The sequence below is a fragment of the Flavobacterium sp. GSP27 genome, from assembly GCF_003970395.1.
Taxonomy (GTDB): domain Bacteria; phylum Bacteroidota; class Bacteroidia; order Flavobacteriales; family Flavobacteriaceae; genus Flavobacterium.
In genome coordinates, this window is sequence record NZ_RYDP01000002.1 from 333335 (window position 1) to 349689 (window position 16355).

16 protein-coding genes are annotated in these 16355 nt (G+C 33.0%); 5 read left to right on the top strand and 11 right to left on the bottom strand.

Features of this window, described 5'->3' with window-relative positions:
- Nucleotides 1-10: 10 nt before the first annotated feature.
- The 3 genes from EKM05_RS03420 (at nucleotide 11) to EKM05_RS03430 (ending at nucleotide 3653) form a co-directional block, all read left to right on the top strand.
- Nucleotides 11-1123, top strand: a complete 1113-nt coding sequence (locus tag EKM05_RS03420) for an ion channel (RefSeq protein WP_126553492.1) — start codon at nucleotides 11-13, stop codon at nucleotides 1121-1123.
- A gap of 45 nt (nucleotides 1124-1168) precedes the next feature.
- A complete protein-coding gene (locus EKM05_RS03425) occupies nucleotides 1169-2293 on the top strand; it encodes a hypothetical protein (protein ID WP_126553493.1) in 1125 nt (374 codons plus the stop codon).
- A gap of 940 nt (nucleotides 2294-3233) precedes the next feature.
- The gene (locus tag EKM05_RS03430) at nucleotides 3234-3653 is read left to right on the top strand and encodes a hypothetical protein (RefSeq protein ID WP_126553495.1); all 420 of its coding nucleotides are present in this window, start codon (nucleotides 3234-3236) and stop codon (nucleotides 3651-3653) included.
- Nucleotides 3654-3807: 154 nt separating this feature from the next.
- Here the strand turns inward: EKM05_RS03430 and EKM05_RS03435 are convergent, their stop codons facing one another.
- Complete coding sequence (locus EKM05_RS03435; RefSeq protein ID WP_126553497.1) at nucleotides 3808-4611, bottom strand: hypothetical protein; 804 nt, start codon at nucleotides 4609-4611, stop codon at nucleotides 3808-3810.
- 108 nt (nucleotides 4612-4719) lie between these two features.
- On the opposite strand from EKM05_RS03435, the gene EKM05_RS03440 reads away from it, so the two are divergent.
- Nucleotides 4720-5187: a thermonuclease family protein gene (locus EKM05_RS03440; RefSeq protein WP_126553499.1), complete on the top strand. Its 468-nt coding sequence runs from the start codon at nucleotides 4720-4722 to the stop codon at nucleotides 5185-5187.
- Between the two features lie 304 nt (nucleotides 5188-5491).
- Here EKM05_RS03440 and EKM05_RS03445 read toward each other — a convergent pair whose 3' ends face one another.
- The 7 genes from EKM05_RS03445 to EKM05_RS03475 form a co-directional block, all read right to left on the bottom strand.
- Nucleotides 5492-6415 carry a HipA domain-containing protein gene (locus EKM05_RS03445; protein ID WP_126553501.1) on the bottom strand — a complete coding sequence of 308 codons (924 nt, stop codon included), beginning with the start codon at nucleotides 6413-6415 and terminating at the stop codon, nucleotides 5492-5494.
- The gene (locus EKM05_RS03450) at nucleotides 6408-6722 is read right to left on the bottom strand and encodes a HipA N-terminal domain-containing protein (RefSeq protein WP_126463299.1); all 315 of its coding nucleotides are present in this window, start codon (nucleotides 6720-6722) and stop codon (nucleotides 6408-6410) included. Before EKM05_RS03450 ends, EKM05_RS03445 begins: the two co-directional genes overlap by 8 nt.
- 2 nt (nucleotides 6723-6724) lie before the next feature.
- Nucleotides 6725-6934, bottom strand: a complete 210-nt coding sequence (locus tag EKM05_RS03455; protein WP_126463301.1) for a helix-turn-helix transcriptional regulator — start codon at nucleotides 6932-6934, stop codon at nucleotides 6725-6727.
- A gap of 610 nt (nucleotides 6935-7544) precedes the next feature.
- Nucleotides 7545-8414, bottom strand: a complete 870-nt coding sequence (locus EKM05_RS03460) for a DUF2911 domain-containing protein (protein WP_126553503.1) — start codon at nucleotides 8412-8414, stop codon at nucleotides 7545-7547.
- 47 nt (nucleotides 8415-8461) lie between these two features.
- Nucleotides 8462-9172, bottom strand: a complete 711-nt coding sequence (locus EKM05_RS03465; protein WP_126463305.1) for a PepSY domain-containing protein — start codon at nucleotides 9170-9172, stop codon at nucleotides 8462-8464.
- Nucleotides 9173-9653: 481 nt separating this feature from the next.
- The gene (locus EKM05_RS03470) at nucleotides 9654-10508 is read right to left on the bottom strand and encodes an EamA family transporter (RefSeq protein ID WP_126553505.1); all 855 of its coding nucleotides are present in this window, start codon (nucleotides 10506-10508) and stop codon (nucleotides 9654-9656) included.
- Between the two features lie 150 nt (nucleotides 10509-10658).
- The gene (locus tag EKM05_RS03475; RefSeq protein WP_126553507.1) at nucleotides 10659-11558 is read right to left on the bottom strand and encodes an MBL fold metallo-hydrolase; all 900 of its coding nucleotides are present in this window, start codon (nucleotides 11556-11558) and stop codon (nucleotides 10659-10661) included.
- Nucleotides 11559-11733: 175 nt separating this feature from the next.
- On the opposite strand from EKM05_RS03475, the gene EKM05_RS03480 reads away from it, so the two are divergent.
- Nucleotides 11734-12729, top strand: coding sequence for a metal-dependent hydrolase (locus EKM05_RS03480; protein ID WP_126553509.1), 996 nt, complete (start codon nucleotides 11734-11736; stop codon nucleotides 12727-12729).
- A gap of 19 nt (nucleotides 12730-12748) precedes the next feature.
- On the opposite strand, the gene EKM05_RS03485 is transcribed toward EKM05_RS03480, so the two are convergent.
- The 3 genes from EKM05_RS03485 to EKM05_RS03495 all read right to left on the bottom strand — a co-directional run bounded on the left by EKM05_RS03485 (nucleotide 12749) and on the right by EKM05_RS03495 (nucleotide 16219).
- Nucleotides 12749-13342, bottom strand: coding sequence for a 2OG-Fe(II) oxygenase family protein (locus EKM05_RS03485; RefSeq protein WP_126463313.1), 594 nt, complete (start codon nucleotides 13340-13342; stop codon nucleotides 12749-12751).
- A 210-nt stretch (nucleotides 13343-13552) separates the two neighbouring features.
- Complete coding sequence (locus EKM05_RS03490) at nucleotides 13553-15016, bottom strand: magnesium chelatase (protein WP_126553511.1); 1464 nt, start codon at nucleotides 15014-15016, stop codon at nucleotides 13553-13555.
- Between the two features lie 84 nt (nucleotides 15017-15100).
- Complete coding sequence (locus EKM05_RS03495; protein WP_126463317.1) at nucleotides 15101-16219, bottom strand: VWA domain-containing protein; 1119 nt, start codon at nucleotides 16217-16219, stop codon at nucleotides 15101-15103.
- Between the last annotated feature and the right edge of the window lie 136 nt (nucleotides 16220-16355).

The following is a 16355-nucleotide window of genomic DNA, read 5'->3' on the forward strand; positions in this document are numbered from 1 at the left end:
AACAATAGCAATGTTTGATTTTGTAAAAAGAATTCCTGACCCAAATCTATTTGGTTTGTCTTATGAAGAATACCTTCAAAAAAAGTATTATAAAATAAGTAAAGTGGCTTTGGATATATTAAAATTTGAAGAAGAGAATAACAATAGTGAAGAAGATATTAAATATAGAGAAATTGATAATAAACTAAATTATTTAGCCAATTGCTTTGAAAACCTCATTGGTAAAAATGAGGAAATTAATGAGATATGGTTATTAATAACCAATTTCATTGATGAAACCAATATTGAATATTTGGAACAATACTACAATACTTTTATACAGCACATTATTTCCTATTCTGTTGAAGCTAAAATTAGTAAGGAAGAATTAGAAAAACTGGACAATATTTTACATCATAAAATATGTGATTCAATTAAATCAATCTTTAACAACTATAAAAATATACATCCTGTAATGCTAATCAATTTTTGGTTTTCTAAAAGAGAAACATTTTTAAAATTCATGAGTATTGGTCATTTAACTGGGGATAGCACAATGATAAAGCATATTTATTATAGTAATATTAAAACATTTAATGAGTTAGAGAGTTTAAACCCTTATAATTACTTTGTTTTCATTCATTTCTTTAAAATTCAATTTAAAAATGACCCTAAAGATTACAAGCATAAAAATTTAGACTTCTACAAAGAAATGTGTTTAAAACATGTTTTAATTGCCAAAGATAATGGATATTTTAAAAATTATTATGAACTACTAGAAGATTATTACACTTTAAATTTAAGTAAATGTAAAAACTGGTTATTCAAATATTTTATTGGATATGGTGAAAAGCCCCAAAACTTAATTTTACCATTTATAGGTTTCAATTTGTTGTTTTCTATAATTTTTGTTATTTTCAACTTTAATTTTGAGTTTGGAATTAATCTATGTCATGCCACTTGGTACGATAAACTTTTTAATTTTATATATTTTAATAATACAACAATGCTAACTGTTGGGTATGGTGATATTTACCCGTTAGGATTCGTATCTAAATTATTTGTATTTATTCTTCAAATTTTAGGATTTACTTTTTCAAGTAGCTTTGTTGCTTTATTACTTAGAAAATTACTCCGTTTTTAATTAACCGTTGATAATCATTTTATAGATCACTTTATAATGTAAATAATGGAAAACACACAAGTCATAACAAGAGAAGAACTTTACGTTTTAGTTTGGGAAAATCCCTTGTCTAAATTATCAAAGAAATATAACCTTTCAGATAATGGCTTAAGAAAAGTGTGCAAGAAATTGGATATACCATTACCCAAAAATGGTCATTGGCAAAAAATTCAATTCAACAAAAAGGTTATTAAAGAAAAACTACCTGCAAACAACACAGTGGATGATTCTGTAACTTTGATATTCCGAGATGATTCTGAAACTATTATAAATGGGGAAGGAAACGAATTAAATCAACTAACGAAAGAAATAAAAAGCACTCTACAAAATATTATCATATTTCCCGAAAAATTAACAAAACCCACTCAGTTAATTATTGATGCTAAAAATGACTTAAAAACTAAAGAACCTTCTTATTATCATAATATAAGAGGACTTTTAAATACTTCCTCTGGTATTATCAATATTACTGTAGCACCAGAAAATGTAAAAAGAGCATTACTGTTTATGGATGTTTTTATAAAAGCAATACAAAAAAGAGGTCATACTATAATTGTAAAAGAAGGAACTAAAATAGTAATTGATTCTACTGAATTAAGTATAGGTCTTAGAGAAAGATTGAAAAGAAAAATTGTAAAAGGCACATATTATGATTCAACAGAATTATACCCTTCAAATATTTTATCGTTTACTCTAGATGTTTACCCCGCAAAAGAATGGACAGATTCTAATACTAGTAAATTAGAAGATAAAATCCCTAACATAATTGCCAAATTAGAATTACAAGCCGTTAAGGAAAAACAAGATGCAATTGAAAGCGAAATTAGACATATCGAATACGAACGTGAGCGTAAAATTGAAGAGGAACTTGAAGCTAAAAGAAACTTTGAACTAAAAGAGTTTAAAGGCCTATTCCAAAAAGCGAACAGGTGGCATCAGGCAGAAATTTTAAGAAAATATATCGCTGAGGTAGAAATCAAAGCAAAAGAAAATAACTCTTTAACTGAAGAGGTTGTCAATTGGCTAAAATGGGCAAATGTTAAAGTAGAATGGTACGACCCTTTTACTGAAAAAGAAGATGAAACATTCAACAAAGTAAATAGAGAAACATTAGAATACAAAAGATGGTAACTAACATCACGAGCAAACAAGCGGTCTCACTACGGTCGTTCCCTTTGTTCCGTTCGGCTGTTCCAGTCGGTCAACCTTACATTCTTTTAAGACTATTTTCCATAAATAAGCTATTTATTATTTCAATTCAATAGTTAGGTTTCTCTCCGTTCCACAGACACTTCACAGCACTACAAAAACAGCAGCTTAAAAATAAGCAGCTATTTTTTAGCACTGTTTCGTTCCTCATCTTCACACGCTCTCTTCCTGCGTTCGGTCGGGCTTATGCATCCACAATACCGCTTCATTTCGTTACAGTCATTCATTCGCTTATCGCTCCATTCCATTCCGCTAAAAGCTCTCTCATTCGTTTCACTGCATTCCAGCCGTATTATGTATGCCGCCCTCTGCTTTTTCAGCGGTTGCTCCTTCGCACAGCCATCGGGGTTGGCACCGCTTACCTCATTTTGATTTTTAAGAAACTCTTGGATACTACTCACAAATAACTTCTCAATATTCACTTCCGATTCGGTCGCTTTGCCCTAAATCAAGGAACGCCAAAGGCTATCTTTTATTTTTTCCCCGCCGTTTCACGCTTCTATCCCTTCTCTATCACTTCGTCCCGTAAAAAGACGGGACTACGTTTCGTTCTCGGTCTAGAGTGGCTGTTCGATTGCCGCAACCCCGCCACTGCGCTCCTCGAAAAACAATAATTTCCGCTATCGCTACAATTATCATTTTCTGCGGTGCTTGGGGGTGTTTAAAATCTTCACGAGAACTATTGTGCATTTTATCGAAAAGAAAGATAAAAAAACCCAGCAAATATAGAGTCCATTCCTCACTTTCAGTCGGTCGTGCCTCCCTCCGTTCTCGTTCGTCATTTCCTCTAATGTAGCAGCTTTCTTTTTTTCTCTTTTTTCTTTTCGAAAAATTAAGGTCGAATCTTTAACACCAAAGCACTATGCCGAATTTCATCATCAAAACACACCAAAAAAACACTGCCTATAAGGGAAACCAAATATTCATTCTCAACAAAGGGTTGAACGCTGGAAAACCCCAACAAGAACCTTTTACCAACAGCTTCGTTATCATATTTCCTTCCGACGAAGAAGCCGAAACTGTTTATTGGTTAGCCTACAGCCTTTGGAAAGCCAAATTCTGGCACCAATCGCTTTACGGTTCCGTAATTCCTTTTTTACGGATTACAGATTTCAAAAAAGAATTCAACCTAAGAGTGAACCAAATGATGGAAGAACACGAGCAGCACAAAAAAAATGTTCAAGCATTGAAAATACTGAAACTCAAAGAAGAACAATTTTACGAAAATATCAAATTAATTAGCGAACTAAGAAGAGTTATTTTGCATCATTACTGCAAATAGATTGACCAACACTTATTCCACACTTAAATGCGCTATAAGTCCTATATGACTGCGCACTTTAGACAAATTAGTGCAAAAACAAAAAACCCTCTCTTTCGAAAGGGTTTACTTTGCAATATTGCGAACTTTGCAGACTTGCAAACTGATGGTGTTTTTAGAAAACGTCCTGTATTTTTAAAGCGTTACCTGAATTGAATAGGTAATAATTTGAACCTACCATTTGATAAAATTCAATTCCTATACTACCCAAAACTGCAACATTGATTGTCATAGTTGGAGCATCCGGTAAAGTAGCAGTTACATCAATTAGAGCAGTTACTGAATCTACTGGAGTATAATCCGAATACGCAATATTAGATACTTCATTTAAAAGAGGCTCAGCTGGTTCATAAGATCCCGTAGTAGGATTGTAAACAGTATCTGAAACAACGGATAATGCATTGATAATTCTAAAATGTGTTGCGCCAGATGGAATGTTTAAATAATTTAGAGGATTGAAATCTGGAATACTAAAAGTACTCTCGTTTCTGTCAACCGTAGCATTTAATGTAAATGGAGCTCTGAAAATACCATTAAATGAAATGTTACGATTAAAATCCAATCCTTTCAAATATTGAGGTTGTTGCGAAACTAAAACTGCTCTTTGTCCTCTCGCTTCTGAACCATCTTCAATATTTATTTTTTTCATAATTGCCGTAAGTCTTCCTGTAAGTTGACTATCCGACATTTGCTTCATTAATGATGATAAACCAACTCGAACTGCTTTTCCAGCATTAGCGCAAGCAGCAAATTCACTCATATTTTCACGAGTACGAATAAAGCCAGGATCGTTTTTTATTTGCTCCCCTGTTGGTCCACCTTTTAAACCTGCAAAGTAGCCTTCATTACCTTTAATTTTGAAGTGTCTCACTTCTCCCAATGTTCCGACATATTTAATATGTCCTTTCTGTCTTGCCATTTTTTTATATGTTTTATGTTAAAAATATTTATTAAATTTACAACGTAAAACAATAACAATCAATTACTTAAATAATGCTATTTAAAGCATTATAACGCTATTAAACTTATGACACAAAATATTATTCTTAAAGTAAAAAGATTTGTAGATGGAGACGGATTAATTGCCGAAGATTATCTAACAAAAAGAGAGTTTGAAATTCGTTTATATGGAATTGACGCACCTGAAATGACCTATTGCAACAAAATTAAAAATGATGAAAAAGCACTACAAATGCCAGCTGCTCTATTAATCAAACTGGGATACCTATCATTTAACTTTTTAAAAGACCAAGTTAACTTAGGTGATATTTGTACGTTGGTTCAGGAAGAAAATAATTTAGTTGACAAATACGGTAGATCCCTTGGCTATTTGATACTAGATGACGGTAGAAGTTTGAATGAAATAATGATTCGAGAAGGATATGCAAAACCTTATAGCAATGTATTTTGTAAAATGCTACCTTTGTACCAAGAATGGAGTTTAGAAGCTAAAATCACATCAAAAGGACTTTTTTCTTTAGTGAGTAAATTTTAATAAATATTGTTAATTATTGTCTTGTATTTATGGTTTTTATCGATTATTTGATGGCTATTTGTTGCCCAATCTTCGTTAAGCACTGTGAATATTGACTACTTCATATTCTGTATCGGGAAATAAAAGCACTTTCTTTAACTTTACTTTGCTTTCTATTAGTTGACTCCCATTGATTTAGCAGTATTTTAGTTTTCTTCTATTAAGTTTAATTCATACATTTGTTACACTTCAAAAACTACCTGTTAATCAAATTTAATGAATGCGGTGAATAAGTTGCTTATTCACCGCATTTTTGCGGAGATTACTAAAACATCCCTACCCTACTTTCCAACAACTCCAAATACTTCTCTTTCATTCTATCAGTAAGAAAAGAAATTTCAAGCAGCTCCTTCCATTCAGGAGTTGCTTTTTTCATTTGTTCGAGAATACTTGCTATAATTTTTTCGTTGAGTTGTAATCTTTCCTTGCCGTAGTAATCTATAAAATCAGTTGCTCTTAAATTACTTTTTTTTCCTTTCAAAGTTAGAGCAATTTCTTCGTCAGGATTTTTAATCGCTATTGTAGAATTTAGAAAATCATAAATAGGTGTCAGTGTTGTTTTTCCATTTTTGGTAATTAGCGAAAAATTTTTCAAATGCATGTCTTCATTTCCGGTCAGATAGCAAAAAAGAAATCTTTTAAAAAAATCAGCTTTTTCAATTGCGGGAAATGAACAATATTCATCAAGTACAGGAATCAATTTTTCCATCGTAAAACGATACTTTGTGTCTCTTGTATTCCCAGTCAATTGAGCAAAATCTTCTGTTGCGAACTTATTTCCTTTACCGTAGCGGTCAAAACGTTTAATGAAATAAGACAAACTACCATCTTTGCCATATAGCATCCCGTGAAATGGCACTTCTAAACCAAACACTTTCGCCATTCGCATAGTTACATCTTCATTTTCCGGTAATTGTGGAAATAAATCATTTTGTGGCTTAATAATGTACGTTCCAAATTGGTCCACAATTTTAAATTCTTGATCCACTATTGAAATAGCCGCACTAAGCTTTGGTTGCACTCCCTGAATGGATAGCTTTTTAGCTCTATTTGCGGCTTCCTGACGAAGTTCAACAGCTGTATAAGGTAAATCATTTAAATAAGCCAGCTTAGGAGCTATCATGCGTAATCCTTTTTCACTGTACTTATCTGTACCACACAAGTCATACGTAATAGGACATCTATTCATCTTCCATCAATTTAACCGTTACTGCTCCCACTAAATCATTTCCCGTTGCTATCAGTTGAGAGAAGTAATCTTTTTTGTCAATTTTGACAATACGTAGTAATCCCTCTAACATTACACCTTCAGGTAATAGCCCTTCAAAAAACGGTGGAAAAAATGTATAGCTATATTTTTTCTGAGTTGTAGGCATAGTCAATGAAACCGCTTCGCCATCATAATTTTCATCGTACTCAAAATGATAGTCGTTAGCAGCAATTTCCGTTAAAATTCCAGCTCTTTTTCCGTGTGCAAATACAATTGCTCTTCTCATAATTATTTATTTAAAGGACTTTTGAATTCTACTTTAATATTTAGCACTCGGAGTACTGCAAAAAGATTATTCAAACGAACTGTCTCTTTATTTTTTTCAATATCAAAAACAGTGGTCTTGCCTACTCCAGCTAAGTCGGCTAGTTCAAGCTGTGTAAGTCCTGCTTTTTTTCGATGGTCTTTAATTAAAGCACCTAAATCAAAATCATTCATTATATACTGTTTTAGCGGTAAAAATATACAATTTAATAACACGCACGGCTTAAATCATTAAAAAATTTATTATTTTACTGTTATGGCAGTAAAATCATTGTTAGGACGTGACATAGCATCTAATTAAAGAAACAAAAGGACGAATTACTGTTAAGGCGGTAAAATTAACTAAAATATAAATGATAAATTTGTATCAGTGTTAGACTTGAATGAAAAGCAACTTAGCTTTGTATATAACAAAATTGAATAAAAGTTGTCAAAAGCTAAGCGATTCATTTCAATATTTTTTCCATCACAGAAAGAACGTTTTTTATCATAAAAACAAAGTATAGAACTCAGCAGTTTTTGAATGAATAAAAAATACAAATTGTTTTTACTAACACTAAAGATAGTTACTTGATCAAAATCAGTACTCCTTTTGTACACCTCTACCCTTCTAACCCCTTATAAATATAGATAAAATATCTACCATTGAATACATTAGTATGTACATAGCTATAAATGACACCACTATCATAATCGTCAATTTTTTGTACATAGTTAAACTTGATTCTTGTGTATGCTCTTCTGTTGTGTGTTTCATTTTCATAATTTTTGATTTAAAATTAATTTATTTATTCAATAGTAACTCCATCTCTAAAATTTGTTTTTTGAGTGATTCTACACTTTTCATTTTTTTAAATTCTGCTATAGATAAAGCTTTTTTACCTGCTTCAATTGCACTTGGATAGTCTTTTAATTCCGTTGCTATTTTTTGTCTCAAATTAGGATAATAAAAATTATCTGGATCCAATTTTGCGGCTTCTAAAAGCCAAGCCACTGCTTGTTTGTAATCTCTGTTTGTACTGTAATAATAGTTTGCTGCTTGAAATAATAAATTAGCATCAAGGGTTTTTTCTTTAATGATGTTTTTATCTATTACTGTTAAAATAGTTTCATCTGCTTTACTTTTTAATGGAATTTTAATCATCGAATTTTCCCATATTATTTTTAGAAACCCCTCTCCTTTGCTGTTAATATCATTTATTTCGATTGTAAATGTTTCATAGAAATTAGATATGCTTTCTACAGGAACTGTTAAACGAAAAACATCTTTTTTGGCATCATATCCAGTTTCGCCGTGTAATGTTGTATCTGCATTTACAATTATTGTCCACTCCTTTTTAGAAGGTATTGTGAATATTGAGTAGCTACCCATTTTTAAAGTAGTATTTCCAAATACAATATCTTCGTTAGTAGTTATTAAAGTGCAATCACTAGCGCCAGTTCGCCAAAGTTTTTCAAAAGGCACTAATTCACCAAATATTTTTCTGCCTCTTGCTAGTGGTCTGCTGTAAGAAACTTTAATCATTGTGCTACCCAATTCTTGTTCAAATGATGCAGATGGACTTGCCGAAGTTAGTTTTATTTGAACTTTTTCTTGTGCCGAAATTACTAATGCTTGTAAAATAAAGAAATGTATTAGAATTATTTTTCTCATAGTTTTTGATTTTAAATTGATTTTATGGTTTGTTTTATTATGTTAAATTATTTTTTTATTTTCTTCCAGATTATTCTAACGGTAGGCGAAGAGATATACCAAAGTAAAAAACCACTTAAAACAGTTATTAACCCTAACAATGAAAATAGTCGCAAAACAATATTATTCATATTATCTCGACCTTCATAATCCATGGTATGGGTCATCCATAAAAAGTCAAACCATCGCCAATTTCTATGTCTAATCGTCTGAAAACCTCCGTCATTGACTGAAATATAAACTTTTAAATTATCCGGTTCTTGGTATGAAATAACGTAGGCAGGTAGTAAATGCTCTCTATATTCATGGTGTTTCCCTACTTCTTTAATGAGTTGTATTTCTTTTACTTTTAAACCCGATATAATGTATTTATCTGCAATTGACAATGCTTCTTTTTTAGAGATCCCATTTTTTAATTTTCCAGTTTTCGCATTATAAAGCATCTTCTCATTCACCCAATAAAAAGGTTGATTATTTATTTTCCTTAATTCGATAGATTGAATTGCTATCGAAGGATGAAGAAGTGAAGGACTAATTAAACCTGAAAACGACTCAGCAACAATTCCTTTTTTATGAAATTGCATTCCATGAATGTCATCAATGTTTGACCAACTAAAATATAGTCCACTAATAGTCCACATTAAGAATTGAAGACCCAAAAATATCCCTAAATATCGGTGAGACTTCCTAATCCATTTTGCTTTTTTTCCTTTAATCATTTATCTTGTTATTTATTTATTTATTTTTGAAATTGTTAAATAAACTGAACCAACCTTGAAAATCGCATTAAACTTGCAATTATATAAAACAACATATATTTGAATATTTAGTGCTTAATTTTCTATTCCATTACACCAGTTTCGGACCAATAACTTATTGTAAGTAAGTCGAAAGTTTAAAAGTCGTAAAGTCAAAAGAATTAACTTTAAGTAAAACAGCTTTAAATCAGATTGTTACATAATTTTATCCTGATTTTAAAATACGACATTATACCATGGTTATTACTTATACGGTAAATTATAAAAAAAACAATGATTCTGTAAAATTAAATGCAAAAAATATCACTTTTTTATGAAACCTTTTTTTTATGGAATTTTGATTCGACTGTAGATCCGCTTTTAGATCGGATACTTTTGCCTTAAATGCAATCAAAAAAACCAAAAATTGTATATGAAAACTCTTTTAGTTGCAACTTATTCTTTAAATGATCTGCGAGATTACGATTAAAACAATCGCTATTAAAGCTAGAAAAAGTCCAGCAAAATTCATTTTAGTTAGTTTTTCCTTAAAAATAAAAATCCCAACAAGACTTCCCATTACTATTACACCCATGTTCATACCGGCAAAAACCGTTGAAGGATTTTCAGCGAAAGCCTTATGCGCTTTTAGATAGAAGAGTATGTTTCCAAAGTTGAAAACACCTACCATACCACCAAAAATAATATTTTTGAAGTTTAATGAGACTTTAGTTATCATCACGTTATAAATAACAGCGCCAATCATAATAAACAACGCAATTCCAAAAACTACAAATAATGACGTTGTATATGGCAAAGTGGTGTGAAGGGCAATTTGCTTGAAAAGGATGTCTATAATTCCAAATCCTAATAGCACTACTGCAGGATAGATCCATTTATTTTTTGTGTTTTCAGAAGGTTTAGCAAGGATTAGCAACAGCGCTGGAAATGCTGCCAAAAGCGCCGCTATTTTTAGGATAGTAAAATCCTCTTTGAAGACCAGCCAAGCCGCTAAAATAGGAATAAACAAAGATAGCCTTTGAGCAGCATCCGTTTTTACAATCCCTACTTGTTTGATTGAAGCCGCCAAAAAAAGGAAGATTGCTGGCAACAAAACCCCAAGAGAAACATAAATTCCCCAAGGTGCTAAAGTGCCAATATTGGTAAGATTTGGACTGAAGAAAAAATAACAAAGAATAAGCGCAAATACATAATTCCAAGCAACAATTTGAATAGGACTGACTTCATATCCGCGAACCATTTTAAACAACACTCCCACAGTGACACTGCAAATAATACTTAAAACAAGAAATAGCATAGCGAATTTTTAGAGGGTAAAACTACCATTTATTGTCTTTCCTTTTGCTCTTTTATGAAAGTATTGAAAGTAATATTTCCAGAACAAGAATAGTACGCATCCGGTTTCAGTAGTACAAAAGGAGAATTTAGCCATCAAATTATGGCAATCTTAAATCCTTCCTTGTTCTTTGAGTTTCCAATACCGCAATAAACCATTTACAGACATCCAGCTTGGATTAGCAAACTCATAGGTTTGAATTTCTTCCGCATCGAGTCCTTTGTCCAAAAACTGCTTTCGGGTGTATTCCATAAATTGAGGAACTATACTTTCTGGCGGAGTTTGATTGTCATAAAAAGGTTTGATAAAACTAGCCCAATCATCCAGAACTATTTCTAATCCTGATAGTAATTCATCCGGATTTTTTTGAAAATCAAAATGTGTTAAATACAAGGCTCTGGGCTTTAAATCTTTTAATTTTCTAAGGGATTGTTTCCATAATTCAATATTAATATCCGGTGGAGGACAAGGAGGAACAACGGGACCATCTCCTATTTTTACTCCGGCCACATCCCCAGTGAATATCACATCCTCAATTTGATACGAATTATGATGCACGGCATGACCCGGTGTATACCATACTTTTATTTGAATATCTCCCAAGTCTACAACATCACCGTCCGTAACCCCAATCAATTGTTGCTCTGGGATAGATTCCATTGTCCCCCAAAGAAGCTCCATCTTATCGGTATAGATCATTTTGGCCGAATTCCATAATTTTTCTGGATTAGCTAAATGTGGAATTCCAATGGGGTGTACGTATATTTTAGCGCCATTTTGTGCCAATTTCCAAGCTGCTCCGGCATGGTCAAAATGAATGTGCGTCAGGAATACATGCTGAATATCTTTGATCTCATACCCTATCTTCTGGATTCCTTTTTCAAGATACTCCCAAGTAGATTCCGGTCCGGTTTCGATAAGTATCGGACCTTTTTCGGTTTCAATTAAAAAAGCACCAATAGAATGTTTTTCGGATTGAAAGTGTAAATCAATAGTATGAATTTTATACATAGCTTGGTTTATTTATTATGGGACAAGATAGCACATATTTATTTTAAAATCTCTACTGATCAGTATAGTTTTATTTTAAGATACTTTTTCAAGTACAATAAAAAAAAGTGTAATTCACACCAAAAATTTACTACTGGTCATCAAGATATCTATTGATTTCAGCTACTTTTACAGAATGGATTCTTTTACTCAAGTTGCTTTAGGAATTGCCATTGCCGAAGTATGCGCAGGCAAAAAGCTCAAAAATAAAACAATTTTATATGGTTCAATTCTGGGCACAATTCCCGATTTAGATATTGTAGTGGGATTGTTTTTAAATCCTGTAGATGCCATCCTGATTCACCGCGGCATCAGTCATTCTCTTTTTCTTTTTCTATTTTTATCGCCTGTTTTGGGTTGGATTATTTCAAAAATAGAAAGAGATAAAATCAACTTTTTTCAGGCAACTCGTATGGCGTTTTGGTGTTTGTTTACCCATGTGTTATTGGACATGTTCACTTCTTGGGGTACACAAATTTTATGGCCTTTAGACTATAGATTTGCGTTAAAAACCATTTTTGTAATTGACCCGTTGTACACCATTCCACTAATTATTACATTGATTGTGACTTGGAAAACAAAAAACGCAGTACTTCGCAAAAAATATATAATTAGAGGATTATCCATCAGTAGTGCGTATCTCCTTTTGTCCTGTTTTATAAAAGTATATGCCTTGAACCAATTTGAAAAAGCATTAACAAAACAAAAAATTCAGTATTCTGAAATCATCGTAAAACCCACCGCTTTCAACCTCATTTTGTGGAATGCTAACGTAGCCACAGCAAAAAATTACGCATTAGGCGACTACTCTCTTTTTGACACGCAACCCATTTTATTTACTGCTTATAGCAAAAATAAATTTCTAGAATCGCAGCTAAAAGGAAATTCAGATTTTGAAAAACTAAAAAAAGCGAGCGAAGGCTGGTATATTATTTCTAAAAAAAATCAATCTTTATATTTCAATGATTTGCGCTTTGGACTGTTAAATGACGATTCAAAAAACCCTCAATTTGCTTTCAGCTATCAATTTATTGCAAGCAAAACGGAACTAAAAGCGGTTGAAGTTCCTAAAGACAAAAGGGACGGAAAGCGATTACTTCAAAAAATAGTTACGCGGATAAAGGGAAACTGAGTATTTTTTTTTAGAAATATTAATCACTCTTCAACCATCCCGTAATACTCATTCTGGTATTTTGGGTGACCAAAACTTCATGAACTAATTCGTCACTCTTAAAGAAAACTGTTTTACCTTGAGTTGGGGCTATTTTTTGATTGTTATTAGCTTGATGAATCAGCAACTCACCACCGTCACTTTCTTGCCAATTGCTGTTCAGATAACTGATCATAGAGTATTTTCGGCTGGGATTATTCTTGAATTGATCCAAATGTTTGAGATAAAAATCGCCCGATTCATACAACGAATAATGAAATTCATATCCCGTTATTCCAGCATAACAACTTTCATTCAAATAAATAATAAAAGCTTCTATTTGAGCAAAAAACTCATTTTCGAATGCGTTGTTGTGTTTTTTATCCAACCAATAAATGGAATCGCTTCGTATTGCACCATCATAAGAAACCTTTTCTGCGTTACCAATTCCTGCTTCCGTCAACAGACTATTTTGGTTTAAAACAATCAAATTTTGTTTTAGATTATTAGCTAAATCGGTACTCAAAAAATGTTCGGATATGCCTACCTTATTTTCAATATAAGTAGCAATCAAGGCTTCAAAGCTATTTTCCATGTCTTTCTTTTTGACTGCTTAGACGGTCAATGAGGCAAGGTAGACTAATAAAAATCAGTAACGCCGATAAAGAAATAAATAAATGGGACGCTTACTTTATACTCTAGAAAAAACGCCAAAAATACATCAATTTTTAAACAAAAAAGTCATTTAAGGAACTACACAATAGTGATTCCTTAAATGACTTATAGTGTAAAAAACGTATGTTATTTACAATTTACTAATAAAGCTTCCGTAAATATCCTTGAACTGATATCCTTTAGAAAAACGGTCTTTGCTTAGTTTTTTATATTCAACCAATCCCCAAAGAATAAATTCCTTCATGAAAAATTTATCTTCTTTTTCCAGTTGCGGTTGGTGTTTTTTGATTAAAATTTCAAGAGGAACAATACTTCCTAATATTCTTTCGTATTCTTCATCAGAACAATCGTCTGATAATTCGAAACCACTTTCGGCAAAAAACCATTCGATGATATCCGTGTAGGCATTTTTGACACCTTCTTTCTCTAATTTTTCGATTTTTGGAAAATATGCAGGAAAAAAAGTATGGATCGCATCGCCCAATAAATGTTGTGCTACGGCGGCAGCTCCCTCCTGCTCTCCTTCGTAAACCAATTCGACTTTTCCGGTAATAGCAGGAATAATTCCCATAAAATCAGACAATCGCAACGTTGTTTTATCTACTCCGGATTTCAAAGCCCTTCTTTCTGCAGTACTTAATAAGTTCTCAAAAGCGGTAATACTCAATCTGGCACTCACCCCACTTTTGTTATCAATATATTCGCTTTCTCTTGCTTCAAAACTGATTTGTTCTAATAAATCTCTCGCTAACGAAGGCACGTAAACCATATTATTTTGTATGGCGTCCAGCTTTGCTTCCTGTTCTGTAATGGTTCTGGCAATTTTAATGGTTTCCGGGTAATGTGTCAGGATTTGAGAACCTATCCTGTCTTTTAATGGGGTTACAATACTCCCTCGATTCGTGTAATCTTCTGGATTTGCTGTAAATACAAATTGCAGATCAAGGGGCATTCTCAATTTGAATCCACGAATCTGGATATCGCCTTCCTGCAAAATATTAAATAGTGCTACTTGGATTCTCGCCTGTAAATCCGGTAATTCGTTGATAACGAATATACAACGATTCGCTCTTGGAATCATCCCAAAATGGATCACACGATCATCCGCATAGGACAGTTTTAAATTTGCTGCTTTAATTGGATCGACATCTCCAATCAAATCTGCAACGGTTACATCCGGCGTAGCTAATTTTTCGAAAAAACGGTCGCTTCGGTGTAGCCAGGAAATGGGAGTTGCATCGCCTTTAGTTTCAATAATATCTTTGGCAAAACGAGAAATGGGCTGCAACGGATCGTCATTAATCTCGGAACCTGTCACAAACGGAATGTATTCGTCCAACAATTCGATCATTTTGCGCGCCAATCGGGTTTTGGCTTGACCACGAAGCCCTAATAAATTGATGTTGTGACGCGACAAAATAGCACGTTCTAGTTCCGGAATTACGGTATCTTCAAAACCGTGAACACCTTCAAAAGTTGGTTGTCCTGATTTAATTTTATTTCTTAAGTTCGTACGCAACTCATCTTTGATGTTTATACTTTTGTAACCTGATTTTTTTAATTCTCCGAGAGTTTTTATATTTTCTATTTTCATATTGCTTTTAAAATTGTTATTATTGTTAACTGTCAATTTGTTCTTGACTGCGCTCGAACTGACAACTGAGACTGTGACTAATTACTATTTTATTCTCTTTTTACGATTGGTTTCATAATCCTCAAAAATCATTTCACCCAGTCCTTTTAATCCGGTATAAAATGCTTTTCCTTGATTTGATTCGGTGAATTTATTGACGAATTTTTGCAAATACGGATCATTCGCAATCATAAATGTGGTGATTGGAATGTGTAGTTTTCGGGCTTGCTGCGCCTGATTGTAGCATTTATCCACAATATATTCGTCGAGTCCGTTACTGTTCATATAATAGGAACCGTCTTTTTCGCGGACACAACTTGGCTTCCCATCGGTAATCATGAAAATTTGCTTGTTGGTGTTTCGTTTCCTGCGCAGGATATCCATGGCTAGTTGTAAACCGGCAACTGTATTGGTGTGGTAAGGACCCACTTTTAAATACGGTAGATCCCGAATTGCAATGGTCCAAGCGTCGTTTCCAAAAACCAGAATATCTAAAGTATCTTTTGGATAACGTGTCGTAATCAATTCAGCAAGAGCCATTGCTACTTTCTTGGCGGGAGTAATTCTATCTTCACCGTACAAAATCATACTGTGGCTGATGTCGATCATCAAAACAGTACTCATCTGTGATTTATATTGCGTTTCTTCGACAACTAAATCATTTTCGGTCAACATAAAATCTGCTACTCCGTTATTGATTTGGGCATTGCGTAAACTTTCGGTCAAGGAAATTCGTTCGAGTCCGTCACCAAAATGAAATTCCCGAAATTCCCCGGTATGTTCGTCACCGTTTCCGGAATGTTTAGTCTTGTGATTGCCACTTCCGGAGCGTTTCAGATTACCAAAAATATTGTCCAAGGCTTGTTGCCGGATTGCGCGCTCCGTCTTGGCAGTAATACCAATTCCAGCAGTTCCATCCTCTTTAAGTTCATCTCGGATGTATCCTTTTTTCTTTAAATCTTCAATAAAATCATCAATACTGTAGTGTTCATCAGTGAGTTTATATTCTTTGTCCAATTCCCGCAACCAGTCGATTGCTTCATCAAAATCTCCTGAAGTATGTGTAATTAATTCTTTAAAAATACCAAAGAGCTTATCAAACGGAGACTGAAAGGGGGCTTCGTATTGCTTGAAATAAAAACCTTTTTTAGTGTCATTTTTCATAGCCAATAAAATTACACCAATAAAAAATGTATGCTATACAAACATTTATTAATTTTTAGTTAAGTACATGACAAAAAGCAAAACAGATTGTTTTCCAAAGATTTGAATCCTGTTAAAAGAAATTTTGACAAGTAAT

Coding starts and splice junctions, on each gene's coding strand:
- EKM05_RS03420 (WP_126553492.1), top strand. CDS start 11: ATGTTTGATTTTGTAAAAAGAATTCCTGACCCAAATCTATTTGGTTTG.
- EKM05_RS03425 (WP_126553493.1), top strand. CDS start 1,169: ATGGAAAACACACAAGTCATAACAAGAGAAGAACTTTACGTTTTAGTT.
- EKM05_RS03430 (WP_126553495.1), top strand. CDS start 3,234: ATGCCGAATTTCATCATCAAAACACACCAAAAAAACACTGCCTATAAG.
- EKM05_RS03435 (WP_126553497.1), bottom strand. CDS start 4,611: ATGGCAAGACAGAAAGGACATATTAAATATGTCGGAACATTGGGAGAA.
- EKM05_RS03440 (WP_126553499.1), top strand. CDS start 4,720: ATGACACAAAATATTATTCTTAAAGTAAAAAGATTTGTAGATGGAGAC.
- EKM05_RS03445 (WP_126553501.1), bottom strand. CDS start 6,415: ATGAATAGATGTCCTATTACGTATGACTTGTGTGGTACAGATAAGTAC.
- EKM05_RS03450 (WP_126463299.1), bottom strand. CDS start 6,722: ATGAGAAGAGCAATTGTATTTGCACACGGAAAAAGAGCTGGAATTTTA.
- EKM05_RS03455 (WP_126463301.1), bottom strand. CDS start 6,934: ATGAATGATTTTGATTTAGGTGCTTTAATTAAAGACCATCGAAAAAAA.
- EKM05_RS03460 (WP_126553503.1), bottom strand. CDS start 8,414: ATGAGAAAAATAATTCTAATACATTTCTTTATTTTACAAGCATTAGTA.
- EKM05_RS03465 (WP_126463305.1), bottom strand. CDS start 9,172: ATGATTAAAGGAAAAAAAGCAAAATGGATTAGGAAGTCTCACCGATAT.
- EKM05_RS03470 (WP_126553505.1), bottom strand. CDS start 10,508: ATGCTATTTCTTGTTTTAAGTATTATTTGCAGTGTCACTGTGGGAGTG.
- EKM05_RS03475 (WP_126553507.1), bottom strand. CDS start 11,558: ATGTATAAAATTCATACTATTGATTTACACTTTCAATCCGAAAAACAT.
- EKM05_RS03480 (WP_126553509.1), top strand. CDS start 11,734: ATGGATTCTTTTACTCAAGTTGCTTTAGGAATTGCCATTGCCGAAGTA.
- EKM05_RS03485 (WP_126463313.1), bottom strand. CDS start 13,342: ATGGAAAATAGCTTTGAAGCCTTGATTGCTACTTATATTGAAAATAAG.
- EKM05_RS03490 (WP_126553511.1), bottom strand. CDS start 15,016: ATGAAAATAGAAAATATAAAAACTCTCGGAGAATTAAAAAAATCAGGT.
- EKM05_RS03495 (WP_126463317.1), bottom strand. CDS start 16,219: ATGAAAAATGACACTAAAAAAGGTTTTTATTTCAAGCAATACGAAGCC.